Genomic DNA, 17,217 nt, shown 5'->3' on the forward strand with positions numbered 1-17,217 from the left:
GCGGGTCAGTCCTTCTTCTGGAAGAGGATCACCACCAGCGCGAGCAGCGATGAGCCGAGCATCAGGAGGAGCGAAACCGCGTTCAGGAGCGGTGTCGAGCCTTCCTTGAGCCGGTCGAACATGGCGATGGTCAGCGGCGCGTCGGAGCCGACGAGCATCAGCGTGGTGTTGAAATTCTCGAAGCTCATCAGGAAGGCGACCACCACCGCGCCGATCATCGCGGGGGCGAGGAAGGGGATGGTGATGGTGAAGACCGCTGTCAGCGGGCTCGCCCCGAGGTTCAGCGCAGCCTCTTCCAGCGTGCGGTCGAATTTCTGCAAACGCGCGGTGATGACCAGCGTGGCAATCGTCGTGATGAAGCTGAACTGGCCGAGGATCACGAGAAGCAGCCCGGGACGGAGCGCCTGCACGTCGATCTGCGCCGCGTCCCAGAGACCGTTGGCGACGGTTGAGGAAAACACGAGGATCGAGATGCCGAGCACGATTCCGGGGATCACGAGCGGCAGCAGCATCAGCACGTAAAGCAGCCCTTTGCCGCGGAATTCGTAGCGGTTGAAGAGAAAGGCGTTTGTCGTGCCCACCGCGACGGAGAGCATCGCCACGCAGAGCGCGACAAAGGCGGAGGTGCCGACCGCGCGCAGGATGCCGCGTTCGTGGAACACGCCGATCTGCGGGCGTGCGTCGCCGAAGAACCAGTTCCAGGTGAAGCCCTGCCAGGGCAGCGATGGAAACTGGCTGTCGTTGAAGGCAAAGACCGCGACAACCGTGAGCGGCAGGGCGAGGAAGAGGAAGAAGAGGACGACATAGGCGCCGTAGATCAGGCCGAAACTGCGCGGCTGGGGGATGGTCGGGATCATGGCCTTACCCCAGCGTTTCTTGCAGCGTGCGGCCGGTCAGCTTGAGAACCGACCAGACGATCAGGGAGGACAGCAGCAGCAGCATGAAACCGAAGGCCGCGCCAAGCTCCCAGTTGAAGCGCACGATGAACTGGTTGTAGATCATCTCCGTGAACCACAGGCTGTCCTTGCCGCCGAGCATGGTGGGCGTGAGATAGTTGCCGAGCGAGAGCATGAAGACGACGATGCAGCCGGAGACGATACCCGGCATGGCATGGGGAATGACGATCTCGCGCAGGACGGAAAAGCCATTGCCGCCAAGGTCATAGCCCGCCTCGATGACGGAGTCGTCGAGGCTTTCGAGCGTCGTGACAAGCGGCACGACCATGAACAACATCGAGGTATAGACAAGGCCGATCATCATGGCGGCGTCGTTGTAGAGCATCTCCACCGGCTGATCCGCAAGGCCTGACCATTGCAGAAGGTTCGACACGATCCCGGTCTCGCGCAGGAGGATCATCCAGCCGAAGGTGCGCACGAGTTCGGAGACATAGAACGGGATCAGACAGAGCATGAAAAGCACCTGTTGCAGCCGCCCGCGGGCCATCTTGGCGATGTAGTAGGAGACGGGAAAGGCGATCAGCAGCGTGATGGCGGTGGCGAGGACCGACATCACGGCGGTGCGGATGAAGGTCCAGATGTAGAGCGGTTCATTGATGAAGGTCAGATACTGCGCCGGGCTGAGTTCGTATTGCCCGCGTGCGACCCGTTCGCGGATCGACACGAGGAACATGTCGATATGCGGGATGATGATGAGCAGGCCAAGCCAGAGCACCAGCGGCGTCAGCAGCAGGTAGAAGGCGATGCGGTTCGTCCGGCTCATGGGGCCACCGCGAAGGCGTTGCCCTGCGCGCCGGACCAGCCCACATGCACCCGGTCGCCGCGTTTCAGCGTGGCGTATTCACCGGACTGGGGCAGGGTGACTTCGATCACCTCGCCGGCGTCGTCGGTCACCTGCACCCGGCTGGCCGCGCCGTTGAAGAGGATCTCGGACACGGCCCCTTCGAGCAGGTTGTCGAAGGCGGAGAGCTGGGACGCGTCCCCGGCGATGCGAATGGACTCAGGCCGGACAAAGACCTGCGCCCGGTCGCCGGGGGTCAGGCCCCTTGCCGCGCCGGTCATGGTCAGCCCGCTGTCCGTGCGCAGCGAGAGCCGGTCGCCCTCGACCCGCTCGACCACGCCCTGCCACTTGTTCGCCTCGCCGATGAACCCGGCGACAAAGGGCGTTTCGGGGCGGTAGTAGAGGTCTTGCCCGGTGCCGACCTGCTCGAAGCGGCCATTGTTCATCACCGCGATCTGATCGGACATGACGAGGGCTTCGGACTGGTCGTGGGTGATGTAGACGAAGGTGGTGTCGAAGGCCGCCTGCAGTGCCTTAAGCTCGACTTTCATATGCTCGCGCAGTTTCAGGTCCAGCGCCCCGAGCGGTTCGTCCAGCAAGAGCACATCCGGCTCCAGCACCATGCAGCGGGCGATGGCGACGCGTTGTTTCTGGCCGCCGGACAGCTCCGTCACCTTACGATGGCCGATCCCCGGCAGGCCGATCCGCTCCAGTGCCTCGCCAACCTTGGTGGAAATCTCCGCCTTCGCCATGCCCCGGCGGCGCAGCCCGTAGCCGATGTTCTCGGCAATGGTCATCATCGGAAAGAGCGCGAGATGCTGGAACACCATGTTGACCGGACGTTTGTTCGGCGGCACGTCCAGCACGGACTTGCCCTTGATGCGAATGTCGCCCGAGGTCGGCTCGAGAAAACCGGCGATCATGCGCATGATCGTCGTCTTGCCACAGCCGGAGGGGCCAAGGATGGAAAAGAACGTCCCCGGTGGAACGGTGAAATTCACCGCATCCACGGCGGTGTGATCGCCGAACCGGCGGGTGAGGTCGAGACAGGCGAGATCGGGAGTCATGGGGGGCTTTCGTCAAATGGTCTTGGGCGGCACCCGGAAGGCCCGGATGCCGCCCTGGTCAGGTCAGGAAGCGATCAGTTCGCCGCCTGCACGCGGTCGAGAACGCCGCCCTCGATCTGCTCGAGGCCCGCGGGCACCGGCGGATACCATTTGATGTTGTCGACGGCTTCGGGCGGGAAGCTGGCCTGATACTTGGCCTTGAGCGCGTCCTCGGCAAACTCGTCCGCGCCCTTGGAGGCGGTGAAGTTGCCCGCCGCTGCGGTGATCTTCGCCGCGATTTCCGGCTGCATCACGAAATTGATCCAGTCATAGGCCGCATCATCCGCCTGACCCTTGGCGGGCAGAACGAAGGTGTCGATCCAGCCAAGCGCACCGGACGCGGGCGCGACGAAGGTGATGTCCTTGTTGTCGTCGTTCAGCTTCCAGCCGCCGGTGTCCCAGGCCATGGAGGCGGTCACTTCGCCGGAGCGCACGAGGTTCATCAGCTCGTCACCGCCGCCCCAGTAGGCTTTGACGTTGGCCTTGCATTCGATCAGCTTGGCTTCGACCTTTTCCATGATCTCGGTGTATTTCGCCTCGTCGCCATAGGCCGCGAAGGGGTCTTCGCCCATGGCAAAGGCAAAGCCGATCAGGGTCGGGCGCTTCAGGCGGTAGGAAACCTTGCCCGCCACTTCCGGCGCGCAGAGGTCGGTGTAATCCTTGACCGAGCCCGCTTCGGCGGTGTTCACCACCAGGCCGGAGGTGCCCCAGACGTGCGGGACGCCATAGACCTCGCCATCGACGGTGGTGTTCTTCATCGTCGCTTCGAGCATCGACGGAATGAAGAGATCCTTGTTCAGCTTCGAGACGTCGATGGGCTTGTAGATGCCGAATTCCTGCTGCGGGCCCATGATGCGGTCCTGCGACGGCTGGGCGAGGTCAAAGCCGCCGCCGCCGGTGGCGCGCAGCTTGGCGATCATCTCTTCGTTGTTGGATTTCGTCACTTCCACGGTGTGGCCGGTCTGTTCCTCGAACATCTGCACCACGTCATCGGGCGCATAGCCGCCCCAGGTCAGCAGGCGCAGCGTGTCCGCCTGCGCGGCGCCGGTCAGGGTGGCCAGCAGGGTCGTGGTCAGAAGGAAAGTTCTGGTCATGGTTGATCCTCTCTGTCGGTTTTTGTGATTCCGGTCAGAATGCGCTCAGTTGACCATTTGGTCAAATTCTTCCGGAGCCATCGCGCCGCTTATGTCCCGGGTTTGCGACAGTTGCGTGAAGGCGCGGCGGTGCCCGGTCAGGACCGCGCCGATTTCCAGCGCTCGAAGTCGCGTTGCGCGGTCTCAAGCGTTTCGACGTTCAACGTCCGGGTCACCAGCGCCCGGTTCAGCGCACGCACCCGCTTGTTGATCGGAGCGTCCGGGTCCGCATCGTCCTCCACGCCGAGCTTCTCGTAGAGCGAGAGCAGGCGGTTCTGCACGGTCCGCAGCGACATGCCCCTCCGCTCGGCGATCAGCCGGTCCTGCAGGCCGAGGGCGAGGTCGAGCAGGACGGCGAACTCGCTGTCGTCCAGCGTCGTGCGGGGGGAGGCGACGCGGCGTTGCAGGCGGTGGATCTCGCGGTCCACCATGATCTGCCCTTCCACGAGCACCGCCCGGAGCGCCAGTTTGAGCCTGTCGCGCGGGGCGGTCTTGAGCAGGTAGCCATAGGCGCTGTCTTCCGGCACGATGGCCGAGATGCCGCGCAGGTAAGCCTCGTCAGCATAGTTGGACCAGAACAGGATGCGCGTCTCCGGCCGTTCGCTCCAGAGCGTGCGGGCCGCCTCGATGCCGTTGCGGGTGGACATGCGCAGGTCCATGACCACGGCGTCGATGGCGAGCGCCCGCGCCTCGTTCTCCGCCTCCTCGCCGTTCACCGCATGGAATATTTCCGTGACCTCGGGCAGCGTCTCGGCCAGAACGTCTTCCATGTAGGAGGCGTGGAACTGGTCGTCTTCGACAAGCAGCACCCTCATGCCACGGCCCTCAGCGTCACGCGCACCACGGTGCCCTGTTCAGCCAGCACGTCGAGCCGTGCCGAGATGAGCCGCGCCCGGGTGCGCATGTGCAGAAGCCCCGATTGCCGCGCAGGGCTGGCCGGGATGCCGCAACCGTCGTCCCGGATGGTGACGGTCAGAGTGGTGGGTGAGGGCTGGTCCACGGTTACGTCGATGCTCTGTGCCCCGGCGTGGCGGGTGGCGTTGTTGATCGCCTCCTGCGCGATGTGGAAGAGCGCGGTGCGCACGGTGGGGTCGAGCCGGTCCGGGCCGCCTTCGGTCAGGTCGACCACGGACAGCCGGGGGCCATCCTCGCCCGCCGCGCGTTCGAGGTGAACCCGGACCGCGTGGGCAAAACCGAACAGGTCCAGAAGTGTCGGCACGGCGGTGTCGATGATCCGGCGCAAGTCGTCGATGGTCTCGCTCAGACGCCCGGCGATGGCCTCGCGGGGCAGGGGAGTCTCGGCGGTCACCTCGCGCAGAAGCCGGGAGAGATCTGCCAGGGTCTGGTCGTGCAGCCCCATGCCGATGCGCTGGCGCTCCTGATCCATTGCCCGCGTCAGCTCCAGCGCTCCGCGCCGCAGACCCTCGTCGCTGGCGGCCGCGCCGTGCGGCGCGCGCCGGGCGCGGTCGGCACGGTGCAGGATATGGAACCACGGCGCGAGAATGGCGGCGATCTGCCGGGCCAGGGCCACGGTTCGGCCGTCGTAGAGCCCCAGCCCCGAATGCGACAGGTTCAGCGTGCCGATGGTTCGCCCCTTGACGCGCAACAGCACGTTCACCCGGCTGCGCAGCCGGTGGTTGACGATCGGCTCGCTGGTGGCGCCGGGGAAGGTGTAGCGCGGGTCCTGCGTCGCATCGTCGCTCAGCATCACGTCGCAACGCCCGAGCAGCAGGTCGCGGATCGGGGAAAAGTCGATGCGCGTCGAGGCTCGGGACCAGCGGGTGCGGATGCCGACCTCGTGGCTGACCACCCAGCCGGGCCGGTCCAGAAGGCAGATGTCGCAATGCGTGAAGGGGACAATGCGCGCGATGTCCTCCGCCACCGCGTCCAGGGCGGCGCTGATGTCGGTCACCTCCGCCAGATGTCCGGCAATGGACAGCATCAGAGCGTCGGTGCGCTCGTCCGGTCGCGTGTCAGCCATGTCTCCTCCCTGGCCACGCGCCCGCTCTGGCGGCGGTGGATGCGTGGTCCCGCAACTGTGCGCTCCGCAGGGCCAAAAGAAAACACCAGAACCCGCAGGAATCTTGCGGGAACCCGCAAAAAGTCTGCGGGTGGTATCCTTTACAGGTGGCAAAGGCCCGGCCACCATCCGCCTTGTTCGTGCCCGTCCCCGACCGGCGCGGATCACCGATAAAGAGCGCCCAGGGCGCAGGGAGGAAAACATGAAGACGTTACTGATGGGCGCGGCAACGCTGTCCCTCGTGGCGGGCGCCGTGCAGGCTGGCTCGCATCTTTCGGCGACCTCGGACAAGCGGATCGCCCTGTCGAACAATTACGCGGGCAACTCGTGGCGGCAGGCCATGCTGCAGACCTACGAGGAGACGGCAAAGCAGGCGGTGGACGAGGGCGTGGTGGCTGCCGCCGATGCCTTCACCACTTCGGAGAACCAGGCCACGGAGCAGGCCGCGCAGATCCAGAACATGATCCTGCAGGGCTACGACGCCATCGTGTTGAACGCCGCCTCTCCGACCGCCCTGAACGGCGCGGTGAAGGAAGCCTGCGACGCGGGCATCATCGTGGTCAGCTTCGACGGCATCGTCAACGAGCCCTGCGCCTGGCGCATCGCGGTGGATTTCGCCGCCATGGGCAAGGAAGAGGTGGATTACCTCGCGGGTCGCTTGCCGGATGGCGGCAAGCTGCTGGAAATCCGCGGCCTTGCCGGGGTCTTCGTCGATGACGAGATTTCCAAGGGCATCCATGAGGGTGTGGCAGAGCACTCCCAGTTCGAGATCGTCGGCTCCGTGCATGGCGACTGGGCGCAGGACGTGGCGCAGAAGGCCGTTGCCGGCGTGCTGCCCTCGCTGCCCGAGGTGGTCGGTGTCGTGACCCAAGGCGGCGACGGCTATGGCGCCGCGCAGGCCTTTGCCGCGGCTGGGCGTCCGACGCCGCTGATCGTGCTGGGCAACCGTCAGGACGAGCTGAAATGGTGGGCCGAGCAGCGTGACGCCAACGGCTACGAGACGATGTCGTTGTCGATTGCGCCGGGCGTGGCTTCGCTGGCCTTCTGGGTCGCGCAGCAGATCCTCGCCGGTGAAGAGGTGCCGAAGGACCTGACCGTGCCGTTCCTGAAGATCACGCAGGATGGCCTCGACGAGGCGCTGGCCACCACGCCGGAAGGCTCCGTCGCCAACGTGTCCTATGCGCTGGAAGATGCGCAGGCGGTCATCGCCGACGCGAAGTAACTGTTCCACCCCGCGCCTGTCGAACCGGCGCGGGGTGCCCTTTCTGACGCGGAACAGGCATGAACGATCTACAGACGACGGCCGTGGTCAGCCTGACCGCGGCGGCAAAGCATTTCGGCCCGGTCAAGGCGCTGGACGGGGTGTCGCTGGCGGTGACGCCGGGCGAATGCCTCGGCCTCGTGGGCCACAACGGCGCGGGCAAGTCGACGCTGGTGAACCTGATCAACGGCACCTTCGGGCCGTCCTCGGGCGAGGTTGCGTTTCCGCTTGGCCGGGAGGGCGTGCGCTCGGTCTTTCAGGAACTCTCGCTCTGTCCGAACCTGACCGTGGCGGAGAATCTCGCCATGGCGCATCCGGCGCTGAAGGGCATCGGCTGGCGCCGTCCGGCGCGGGCGGAGATCGGTGCGGCGCTCGACAGCGTGTTTCCCGGCCACGGCATCGACACCGATGCGGAGGTGGACACGCTCAGCATCGCGGAGCGGCAGATGGTGGAGATCGCCATCGGCTTTGCCCCCCGGGGCGGCGCGGCGCGTCTGGTGATCCTCGACGAGCCGACGTCGTCGCTCGATGCCGGAATAGCGCGGCAACTGCTGAGCCATGTGCGGGCGTTCTGCGCCGCGGGCGGGGCGGTGATCTTCATTTCCCACATGCTGGGCGAGATTTTCGACGTGTCGAGCCGGATCGTCGTCCTCAAGGACGGCAAGGTCGTCGCGGACCGCCCCGCAGAGGCGTTTACCCGGCAGGGGCTGGTGGATGCCATGGGCCATGTCGCCAGCGAGGCCGCGACGCGGCAGGCGGCGCGGGCGACGATCGGCGATGTCGTGATCCGGGCCGAAGGTCTGGAGGCGCGGCGCGGCGAGGTGGTCGGCCTTTCGGGGCTGGCCGGGCACGGGCAGGCGGCGGCGCTGGCGCGGCTCTACCTCGCGCAGACCTCCGACTGGCGGGCGGGCAGGGCGGCAAAGGCGGTCTTCGTTGCCGGGGACCGGCCCCGCGACGGCGTGCTGCCGCTGTGGTCGATCCTGCGCAACATTTCGATCTCCGTGCTTGGACGTGATGCCACGCGCGGCCTTGTGGACCGTGCCGCCGAGCGCCGCCTTGCAGAAGACTGGAAGACGCGCATCGGCATCCGCACGGACGATCTGACCAATCCCATCCTCTCCCTCTCCGGCGGCAATCAGCAGAAGGTGCTCTTTGCCCGTGCGCTGGCCTCCGATGCTCCGGTTGTCGTCATGGACGATCCGATGCGCGGCGTCGATGTGGGCACGAAGCAGGACGTCTATGCCATGATCCGTGCCGAAGCCGCGAAGGGGCGGACCTTCCTGTGGTACTCGACAGAGACCGAGGAAGTCTGCCAGTGCGACCGTGTCTTTGTCTTCCGCAATGGCGAGATCAGCGCGGAACTGACCGGCGAGGCAATCACCGAGGAGCGCATTCTCGAAGCCTCCTTCGAAATGCAGGAGGCCTCCTGATGCTCGCCCGGTATCGTATCATCCTGCCGGTGATCTCGCTCGCCGTGCTGCTGGCGCTGACCTTCTACATGCAGCCGCGGGCGATGAGCTATTTCGGCCTGAACCTGCTGTTCAACCTCGCGGTGCCGATCGCGCTGGCCACGATTGCACAGATGATGGTGATCATGGTCAATGACATCGACCTGTCGCTCGGGGCTTTTGTCAGCCTCGTCGCTTGCGTGACGGCGACCTTCCTCAACGACGCGCCCATGGTCGGGGTGCTGATCCTGCTGGCGCTGATCGCAGCCTATGCGCTGATGGGAGCGGTGATCCATGTACTCGACCTGCCAGCCATCGTTGTGACGCTCGGCATGTCCTTCGTCTGGGGCGGGCTGGCGCTGTTCCTGCTGCCGACGCCGGGCGGGGCCTCGCCCGGGTGGCTGCGGACGCTGATGACCGTCAAGCCGCCGCTGATGCCCATGGCCGTGGTCGCGGCGATCCTGATTGCTGCCGTGACCCATGCCCTGGTGATCCGCTCGCGGCTCGGCACGCTGCTGCGCGGGGTAGGTGGCAATGCCCGCTCCATCGCGCGGGCGGGCTGGAACCTCACGGTGCTGAAAGCCTCCGCCTATGCGCTCTCCGGCCTGTTCGGCGTGCTGGCGGGCATGGCGCTGGTCGGGCTGACCACCTCCGCCGATGCCAATATCGCCCTGCGTTACACGCTGCTGAGCATCGCCGGGGTGATCCTCGGCGGCGGTGAGTTCATCGGCGGAAAGGTCTCGCCCGTGGGGGCGGTCATCGGGGCGCTGACCCTGACCCTCGCCGCCTCCTTCCTGTCCTTCCTGCGACTCTCGCCGGACTGGCAGATCGGGGCGCAGGGCGCGATCCTGATCCTGGTCCTGACCGCGCGGCTGTTGTTCTCGCGCCGGGGGGTGGCAGCATGAGCGGGCCGTTGAAACCCTGGGCCTGGGCCTGGATCGCCGCCGCTCTGGCCTTTGCCGCGACGCTGGCGCTGACCTCCGGGCGGGGGGCGCACGAGCTGGCCTATGCCGCGCTCAGCTTCGGCGCCTTCGCCGCCATTGTCGGCATGGGGCAGATGCTGGTGATCACCCTCGGGCCGGGCAATGTCGACCTGTCCATTCCGGCCTGCATGACCCTCTCCGCCACCCTGGCGCTGAAGGTCATGGGCAGCGATCCCGGCACCGCCATCCTTGGCCTTGCCGTGGCGCTGGCCACCGGGCTTGGCGTCGGCTGCGCGAACTTCGCGCTGATCTGGCTGCTGCGCTTGCCGCCTATCATCGCCACGCTGGCCGCTTCGCTGATATATCAGTCGCTTGCGATCTGGTCCAATCGCGGCCTTCGGATCAAGCCGCCGGAGGGCCTCGCCGATTTCGCCACCGGGCGCTTCCTTGGCGTGCCGAATGTCGCCTGGGTGGCCCTGGTGCTTGCCGTTGCGGTCTGGGTGCTGCTGGAACGCGCCGTCTGGGGCCGCTGGCTTCTGGCCGCCGGACAGAATGCCCGCGCCGCCCGCCTCGCCGGGGTCCCGGTGCAGGCCGTCCGCGCCGCGACCTATCTTGGCGTGGCCGTGTTCGCGGCGCTGGCGGGCTACCTGCTGGCCAGCTTCTCAGGCGGCGCGGCGCTCAACATGGGGGCGGAGTACCTGCTCATGTCCATCGCCGTGGTGGTGATCGGCGGCAGCTCCATCGCCGGGGGCAATTCCAACGTGCCGGGCGTGCTCGGCGCGGCGTTGTTCATGTTCCTCGTGGTCTCCATGCTCAACAGCTACGGCGCGGGCGCAGGGATCAAGAACGTCCTGACCGGTGCCATCATCATTGCCATCGTCATCGCCGCCAGCGCCCGGAGGAGCCGCTCATGATTACCCTTCCCCCGCATCTCGAGGTGCATGACGACCGCTTCCGGGCACTGACGCATCCGATGTCGAAACTGGAGCGGATCGCCGAGGGTTTCACCTGGACCGAAGGGCCGGTCTGGTTCGGCGACCGCGACGCCTTGCTGTTCTCCGACATTCCCTCGCGGCGGATCATGCAATGGTCGGAGACGACCGGCGTGACGCTGTATCGGGGCGAGAGTGGCTTCAACAACGGCAACACGCGGGACCGGAAGGGGCGGCTGATCGGCTGCCGCCACGGGTCTCGGGACGTGGTGCGCACGGAGCATGACGGAGGCCTCACGGTCGTGGCCTCAGAATGGCAGGGCAAGCGGCTCAACTCGCCGAACGACGTCGTGGTGAGTGCTGATGGCGCGATCTGGTTCACCGATCCGACCTACGGCATCATCTCGGACTTCGAAGGCTATCGCGCCGAGCCGGAACAGCCGGTGCGCGGCGTCTACCGGGTTGCGTCGGATGGGACGATGAGCCTCGCGGTCAACGATTTCGCGCAGCCGAACGGGCTGTGTTTCTCGCCGGACGAGAAGATGCTATACATTGCCGAAAGCGGGTCGAGCCATGATGACGCGGTGCCCAGCGTGATCCGGAAGTTTGCCCATGTAGACGGGACGCTGACCGACCGCGGCGTCTTTGCCACCATCGACACCGGCCTGCCGGACGGCATCCGCTGCGACAGCACGGGCAACCTGTGGTCGTCGGCGGCGGACGGGGTGCATTGCTTTGCCCCGGACGGCACGCTGCTTGGCAAGATCCTCGTGCCGGAACTGGTATCGAACCTGTGTTTCGGCGGGCCGGACGGGCGGCGGATGTTCATTACCGCGACGACCTCGGTCTATCGGGTCTTCGTCGATGCGGAAGGGGCGGAGCCCTGGACCCGGGGGCGCGGCTGACCCATAGGCCCGCGTATGTGCCGCAGGCTCGGGAGAAACGAGACATCGCCGCCGGGGCTGGTCGTGTCTTGACTGAGGGATAGAGATGCCGAGACCTCTGCAGGGTCGCTGGACAGGATGAGCAGTCCTGCCCACCGACGTTGCAGCGCAATTGCGGTTCGCAGACGCATTTTGGGTGCGGGCCGTGGTGTGACGTCGACTGCCTCGTGATTTCGGCCCGGCGGGCAGCCGGCGCAGTGTCAACCGGGCCGCGAATGGCGTCGCGGCCCGGTCCTGTCGATCAGAGGTCGCCGACCGGCGTCGCCATGATCCCAGGCCACTTTTCAAAGGCCCCGTCGATCACGGTCTGCTTGTCCTCGAGGTACTTCTCGAAGATGGACTGGTTCACGAACAGGTAGAGCTTGCCGTCCACGATGTCGGCATAGCGCACATCCCCGTCCAGCTTCTTGCCGACGTAGACACCGAAGGCGCAGAACCCGCCGAACTGCGGCAGAAGTGCCGCCGGGTCGGCGTCGAACGCGGCCTGTGCCTCGGCGGTCGCGAAATAGTAGTCGACACCGTCATGCGCGGAGGTGAACCCGGCGTCACCGATCATCGGCGCGTCGGAGCGGAACATCGACACCGGGTCGAAGCCGTGCAGGCCCAGCGGGTTGCCCGTCAGAGTCAGGCCGTTCGAAACGTTCACCTCGTCGGCGGCAAAGGCGGCGGAAGAGAGCGCAAGCAAGGTCGTGGTCACAAGGGCAGTCAGTTTCATGGAAAGGTTCCTTTTCTGGAGGTTGGGGAGGGGAGGTCAGGCGCCACGGGCGATGCGGGAGACGGCGTCGTCCGTCCACCACACGCCATTGGCGACCATTCGGAAATTGATGATGGCAGCGAGATAGCCGTCGCCCTCGGGGACCTTTGCCCCGGCGGTGGCATCGCGCACGACGGCGACTTCGTAGCCCAGCTCGAGCAGCTCGTAGAGGTGCGCCTGGGTGCACAGGTTGGCGGACATGCCGGCGAGGATGACCTTGTCGATACCGCGCTTGCGCAGCTGCAGGTTCAGGTCGTTCTGAGCGGGCCCGTAGACCTTGTGCGGCGAACAGACGATGGTCTCGCCATCCTCGATGTACGGCTTGTACTGTGGCATCCAGTCCGCGCCGGATCCGTCGAACCCGTCGAGCGACAGGGCATCCGGACGGTCGAACATGCCGATGCCGTGCATGGTCTTTTCGAGGGTGCCTTCGAAATGCCAGCGGTGGTCGTGCGGGTAGTAGTAATGCGGCGAGATGAACACCGGCATCCCCGCCGCCTTTGCGGCCACGAAGAGGCGCTCGATATTGTCGACCGTGCCCTGTTCGGTCACGCTTTCGCCGACGACGCCCCAGGTCACGCCGTCCTCGGACAGGAAGTCGATCTGCGGATCGGTTACCACCAGCGCGGTGCGGCCGGGCGCGATCTCCATGTCGATCTGCGGCAGGCCGGGCGTGTCCGGGTCGGCATAGGCCGCGCGGGCGGCGGGCGTTGCGGCTCGGGCGGCACCGGCGGCCAGCGCCGTTGCCCCGGTCGCCGCAGCCCCGGCCAGCAGGCGGCGGCGCGCCGTGTCGACACGCTCCGGTGTCGCATCGCATCCGCAGGTTTCGTGTCTTTCGTGGGTCATGGTCTTTCTCTCCTTCTTGGTTTGGGTCTTGGGAAAAGGCGGGCACGCACCATCCCGGCGCGCGCGCAGGAACGTCGCGGTCGAGATCTTGTCTCGCGTTGGGCGGTGGGTATGGTCCCGGTCGGGACCGGGTCGGTGGCTTGTCAGCAGCCAGACACCATCAGTCGATGTCCGCCGGCAGGACGCAGGCGCAACGCGGTGGCCACGTCGGGTCGGACGGCTCGCTTATCGGGCTCTGGTCCGTGTCGGGCAGCCTGGCATCCTGCGCCCGGACCGGGCCGGACATCAGGATCAGGGTTGTGATGACCCCCGTGGCCAGCGCCGCGGCGGCGGCCATGGCGAGCAGCTGCACCGCTTCATTGAACAGGGCGCGGCCCGGACGCGGGCGGGCAGGGTGGCGCCAGGCGCCGCAGGACGGGTCTGCCGGGCGGAGGACTGCGGTGGAGCGCATGTGAAAATCCTTTCGGTTTCCGGTTTCTTTCAGGAAAGCGCCTGGCCTTCCCGGTGATGAAGCCAGATTAGACCGTGGCCCGCTCGCCGGTATCGACGCGCCCTGCCAGCCTTTGGACCGTCTCTGCCACCTGTCCCCGCGGTGTCCCGAGCGCGGCGCTGCGGTACTGTGCCGGAGCCTGTCCGACCCGGCGTTTGAAGGCACGGCCAAAGCTGCTTTGTTCGGAGAAGCCGGTCAGGAAGGCGACTTCGGCAATGCTGCAATCGCCCCTTTGCAGAAGCTCCCGCGCCAGACCGATCTGCACGTCCTGCACCACGTCCCGAAACGTCGTCCCCTCGTCGGAAAGCCGGCGAAAGAAGGTGCGTTCGCTCATGCCCATGTCGCGGGCCAGCGTGGCGGCCTGCGGCACGCCGGTGCTGAGCGCCGACGACAGGCGGCGGCACAGGTCGTCGCGCAGCGTGCTTCCGGCGCTGACGGTGCCGAACTCGGTGTCGAGGTGCCGCGTGAGATAATCCGACAGTGCGTCGTCGCCCAGCCGGTTCGGCATCCGAAGCGCCGCTTCAGACAGGACGACAGCGTCCCGATCCGCGCCAAAGATCACGGGGCAGCCGAAGGTTGCGGCATAGCGCGCCGGATCGCAGCGGGAGGCATGGCGGAAGCTGACACGCACCGGGGCTAGAGGCCCGTCGACAAAAGCCCGTGCATTGTGGACCAGCCCGGCCAGTGCGCATTCGTTGCGCAGCGACAGGGCGCGGTGGTCCCCGGTGCAGATCTCCAGAACCACCTGCGGTTCGGGCCCGGTTTCGTCGAGACGATAGGTGGCGGTGTCGGTCAACAGACGGAAATACCGTTCCAACCGCACCAGCGACGCCCGCAGCGTCGGTGCGGCCTTTATCGCCAGCCCCAGAACGCCGAGATCGTCCATCCGGATGGACCGGGCATAGGCGTCGACCAGCGCGACACGGTCGTAATGGCGGGTTTCGATCCAGTCGATCAGCTCGAAGAACTCGCGGTCCCCGATGCGACCGTCCGGCAGCGGCGACAGGCGCAACACGGGGACCGCATCGGACAGGACCGTGCCGTCCGGGTGCAAGGACAGGCCGACAGTCTTGGCGAGGGCATGGACGAAGGCAGCGGTGACGGTGGGCATGGCAGACTCCGGTGAGTGGGGGTGGACAAGGAAAAGCCGCCTCCGGGTGGAAGCGGCTCAGGGCGTGTCAGGGGAGGGCGCGATGCTCCGCCTCGGTCAGGCGGCGCGGGATATGGCGGGAACAGTTCCAGTCGAAGGCCGCGACCGCGATCACCACGGCCCGTTCCGCCATCGGGCCATCGCCTTGCAGGCGCGCGATCAGGGCAGGGTCCTCGCTGATCGTGGCACGGCCCAGCAGCTTCAGACGCCGCGCCCGGGCGAAGTCGATGGCCAGGATGGAGATGCGGTCATTGCCGCGCAGGTTGCCGGTGCTGATGTACTGGCGGTTCCCGCTGTAGTCGGCGTATGCGATGGTCTGCGCGTCCAGAACCTTGAGAAAGCCGGGCGCACCGCCCCGGAACTGGACATAGGGCCAGCCATCCTCGGTCACGGTGCCCTGGAAGACGCCGTCGCGGGCCTCGATGAAAGCGGTCTCGCGCGGGCCGAGCCAGGCCCCGGTGCGGGTGTCGTTCGCGAGGGCGCGGTCATAGAGATGCGCCGACCCCAGACGGTGCTGCTCCGCCCGGACGGCGGGGGTGAAGGCGATGTGGGCATAGGCGCTGGCCATGGTGATCCTCACAATCCAAGGTCGGACAGGCCGGGATGGCCGTCCGGACGCGGCCCTTGCGGCCAGTGCATCAGGCGGTCGTCCGCGGAAATCGGCAGGTCGTTGATCGACGCGATCCGGCGCTGCATCAGGCCGTCGGGTGCGAAGTCCCAGTTCTCGTTGCCATAGGCGCGGAACCATTGGCCGCTGTCGTCGCGGTACTCGTAGGCAAAACGCACGGCGATGCGGTTGCCGTCATGGGCCCAAAGCTCCTTGATCAGGCGGTAGTCGTGTTCGCGCTGCCATTTCCGGGTCAGGAAGGCGGTGATGGCGGCGCGGCCCGACAGATGTTCGGCGCGGTTGCGCCACTGGCTGTCGGGCGTGTAGGCGGCTGCCACCTGTTCGGGCTGGCGCCCGTTCCAGGCGTTTTCGGCGAGCCGGACCTTGCGGGCGGCGCTTTCGGCATCGAAAGGGGGAAGCGGGGGACGGGTCATGGGATTTTTCCTTGGTCAAGGTGGGCGTCCCGGCGGCAACAGGGGAGGGAGGAAACCGGGACGCCCCAGGGGGGAGGGTTTACGCGGCGCTGCGCGATACGGCGGGGAAGTCGATCGGCGTGCCGAAGGCTTCGTTGAGGTAATTGGTCAGCGTGTTCAGCGCGACATGGGCCACGATCTCGACAATCTGCGCGTCGCTGTATCCGGCCATCCGCACGGCCTCGACATCGGCTTCACTCACGGTGCCACGGGCTTCGACCAGCCTGACCGCGAACCGCACGGCGGCATCCGCTTTGGGATCTGTCGATCCGCCCCGCCGGTTTGCGGCGATCTCGGCATCGTCGAGTTTTGCCACGGCTTTGCCGAGGTAGCTGTGTGCGGCAAGGCAATAGTCGCAGCCGTTGCGCTCAGCGACGGCGAGCGCGATGCGTTCACGGGTGGCGGCGGGCAAGTCCCCCTTGGCGAGCGCTCCGCTCAGCCCGAGGTAGCCCTGCAAGGCGGCGGGGCTGTTCGAGGTGAGGCGGAACAGGTTGGGCACGGAGCCGAGCGACGCCTTCACGGCCTCCAGCGCGGGGCGGGCGGCAATCGGGGCGTCGTCGATGGTGTCGGGAAGGGCAATGCGGGTCATTTGATGTCTCCTGTCTTGGGAATGGCGCTTGGTGCGCTCCCTATAGAACAGACAGGTCTGTATATTTGTCAAACCCCTTTCACCGGCATGTGATCAGCGGGTCGCGTCGCAATCTGCTTGAAAAATGTGCCTGGAGGCGGCACATATAGACAGAACTGTCTGATTATTCGGAAAAGATATGGCCCCGTCCCGCCGCGACCATCTGGTCGAAACCGCCCTGAAACTTTTCTACCGGAACGGCTTCAATGCCACCGGCATCGACACGATCCTCGCCGAATCGGGGGTCGCGAAGATGACGCTCTACAAGCATTTCAGGTCCAAGGACGAGTTGATCCTCGCCGCGCTGACCCTGCGGGACGAGCGGTTCCGAAACTGGCTGATGACCGAAATGGAAAAGGCATCGACGGACCCGGAGGAACGGCTTCTGGCGATGTTCGACGCGCTGGAAACATGGTTTCGTGGCAAGGCCTTTCCCGGCCTCGGCTTCTCCGGCTGCGCCTTCATCAATGCCGCGGGCGAATTCTCCGACCCGTCCCATCCCGCCCATCGCCTCGCGGCCGAACACAAGACGCGCGTCGTCGAATACCTGACGAAGCTCTGCAAAGAGGCGGGTTTGAGAGGCCCCGCCGAACTCGCCGAAAAACTCGCGCTTCTGAAAGAAGGTGCCATCGCCACGGCGCATGTTCGATCCATGCCTGAAGCGGCGGGTTTGGCGCGGGAGATGGCAGTAACCTTGATTGCCGCCAGCCGCGAGAAAAAGTGATCGCAGTTTGGGGCGCGCTGGGTTCTGTTGCCCAAGTCGGT

19 protein-coding genes are annotated in these 17,217 nt (G+C 66.2%); 6 read left to right on the top strand and 13 right to left on the bottom strand.

All coding sequences use genetic code 11. From position 1 onward, the window contains the following. Positions 1–5 precede the first annotated feature (5 nt). The 6 genes from ACP159_RS13305 to ACP159_RS13330 form a co-directional block, all read right to left on the bottom strand. The gene (locus tag ACP159_RS13305) at positions 6–857 is read right to left on the bottom strand and encodes an ABC transporter permease (protein WP_425100214.1); all 852 of its coding nucleotides are present in this window, start codon (positions 855–857) and stop codon (positions 6–8) included. 4 nt (positions 858–861) lie between these two features. Then, positions 862–1,719, bottom strand: a complete 858-nt coding sequence (locus ACP159_RS13310) for an ABC transporter permease (protein ID WP_425100215.1) — start codon at positions 1,717–1,719, stop codon at positions 862–864. Beyond that, entirely contained in the window at positions 1,716–2,804 is a 1,089-nt protein-coding gene (locus ACP159_RS13315) for an ABC transporter ATP-binding protein (RefSeq protein ID WP_425100216.1), read from the bottom strand. The genes ACP159_RS13310 and ACP159_RS13315 overlap by 4 nt, the downstream gene beginning before the upstream one ends. Positions 2,805–2,878: 74 nt before the next feature. Further along, on the bottom strand, positions 2,879–3,937 hold the full coding sequence (locus ACP159_RS13320) for an extracellular solute-binding protein (RefSeq protein WP_425100217.1): 1,059 nt from the start codon (positions 3,935–3,937) through the stop codon (positions 2,879–2,881). 137 nt (positions 3,938–4,074) lie between these two features. After that, the gene (locus ACP159_RS13325; protein WP_425100218.1) at positions 4,075–4,791 is read right to left on the bottom strand and encodes a response regulator; all 717 of its coding nucleotides are present in this window, start codon (positions 4,789–4,791) and stop codon (positions 4,075–4,077) included. Continuing rightward, positions 4,788–5,957 (bottom strand): GAF domain-containing sensor histidine kinase, encoded by a 1,170-nt coding sequence (locus ACP159_RS13330; protein ID WP_425100219.1) that lies wholly within the window; start codon positions 5,955–5,957, stop codon positions 4,788–4,790. Before ACP159_RS13330 ends, ACP159_RS13325 begins: the two co-directional genes overlap by 4 nt. 241 nt (positions 5,958–6,198) lie before the next feature. Between ACP159_RS13330 and ACP159_RS13335 the strand changes: the two genes are divergently transcribed. From ACP159_RS13335 to ACP159_RS13355, 5 genes are read left to right on the top strand one after another with little or no spacing between them, the layout of a single operon-like run. After that, positions 6,199–7,218 (top strand): ABC transporter substrate-binding protein, encoded by a 1,020-nt coding sequence (locus tag ACP159_RS13335; RefSeq protein WP_425100220.1) that lies wholly within the window; start codon positions 6,199–6,201, stop codon positions 7,216–7,218. Positions 7,219–7,277: 59 nt separating this feature from the next. Next, on the top strand, positions 7,278–8,687 hold the full coding sequence (locus ACP159_RS13340; RefSeq protein ID WP_425100221.1) for a sugar ABC transporter ATP-binding protein: 1,410 nt from the start codon (positions 7,278–7,280) through the stop codon (positions 8,685–8,687). Then, complete coding sequence (locus ACP159_RS13345) at positions 8,687–9,610, top strand: ABC transporter permease (protein WP_425100222.1); 924 nt, start codon at positions 8,687–8,689, stop codon at positions 9,608–9,610. The genes ACP159_RS13340 and ACP159_RS13345 overlap by 1 nt, the downstream gene beginning before the upstream one ends. Continuing rightward, positions 9,607–10,542, top strand: coding sequence for an ABC transporter permease (locus ACP159_RS13350; RefSeq protein WP_425100223.1), 936 nt, complete (start codon positions 9,607–9,609; stop codon positions 10,540–10,542). The genes ACP159_RS13345 and ACP159_RS13350 overlap by 4 nt, the downstream gene beginning before the upstream one ends. Continuing rightward, entirely contained in the window at positions 10,539–11,465 is a 927-nt protein-coding gene (locus ACP159_RS13355) for an SMP-30/gluconolactonase/LRE family protein (protein ID WP_425100224.1), read from the top strand. Before ACP159_RS13350 ends, ACP159_RS13355 begins: the two co-directional genes overlap by 4 nt. A 280-nt stretch (positions 11,466–11,745) precedes the next feature. Here the strand turns inward: ACP159_RS13355 and ACP159_RS13360 are convergent, their stop codons facing one another. From ACP159_RS13360 to ACP159_RS13390, 7 genes are all read right to left on the bottom strand, one after another. Then, positions 11,746–12,219 (bottom strand): YHS domain-containing (seleno)protein, encoded by a 474-nt coding sequence (locus tag ACP159_RS13360; protein WP_425100225.1) that lies wholly within the window; start codon positions 12,217–12,219, stop codon positions 11,746–11,748. A gap of 36 nt (positions 12,220–12,255) precedes the next feature. Next, a complete protein-coding gene (locus tag ACP159_RS13365; RefSeq protein WP_425100226.1) occupies positions 12,256–13,104 on the bottom strand; it encodes a cysteine hydrolase in 849 nt (282 codons plus the stop codon). A gap of 160 nt (positions 13,105–13,264) precedes the next feature. After that, entirely contained in the window at positions 13,265–13,555 is a 291-nt protein-coding gene (locus tag ACP159_RS13370; RefSeq protein ID WP_425100227.1) for a hypothetical protein, read from the bottom strand. A 67-nt stretch (positions 13,556–13,622) separates the two neighbouring features. Then, positions 13,623–14,705 (bottom strand): AraC family transcriptional regulator ligand-binding domain-containing protein, encoded by a 1,083-nt coding sequence (locus ACP159_RS13375; protein ID WP_425100228.1) that lies wholly within the window; start codon positions 14,703–14,705, stop codon positions 13,623–13,625. Between the two features lie 67 nt (positions 14,706–14,772). Further along, entirely contained in the window at positions 14,773–15,312 is a 540-nt protein-coding gene (locus tag ACP159_RS13380) for a pyridoxamine 5'-phosphate oxidase family protein (RefSeq protein WP_425100229.1), read from the bottom strand. An 8-nt stretch (positions 15,313–15,320) separates the two neighbouring features. Further along, complete coding sequence (locus tag ACP159_RS13385) at positions 15,321–15,785, bottom strand: DUF1348 family protein (protein WP_425100230.1); 465 nt, start codon at positions 15,783–15,785, stop codon at positions 15,321–15,323. 79 nt (positions 15,786–15,864) lie between these two features. Next, positions 15,865–16,413, bottom strand: a complete 549-nt coding sequence (locus tag ACP159_RS13390) for a carboxymuconolactone decarboxylase family protein (protein ID WP_425100231.1) — start codon at positions 16,411–16,413, stop codon at positions 15,865–15,867. Positions 16,414–16,591: 178 nt separating this feature from the next. Between ACP159_RS13390 and ACP159_RS13395 the strand changes: the two genes are divergently transcribed. Further along, the gene (locus ACP159_RS13395; RefSeq protein ID WP_425100232.1) at positions 16,592–17,176 is read left to right on the top strand and encodes a TetR/AcrR family transcriptional regulator; all 585 of its coding nucleotides are present in this window, start codon (positions 16,592–16,594) and stop codon (positions 17,174–17,176) included. Positions 17,177–17,217 lie beyond the last annotated feature (41 nt).

Origin of the sequence: Tropicibacter sp. S64 (assembly GCF_049803835.1) — a bacterium.
Taxonomy (GTDB): Bacteria; Pseudomonadota; Alphaproteobacteria; order Rhodobacterales; family Rhodobacteraceae; genus Pacificoceanicola.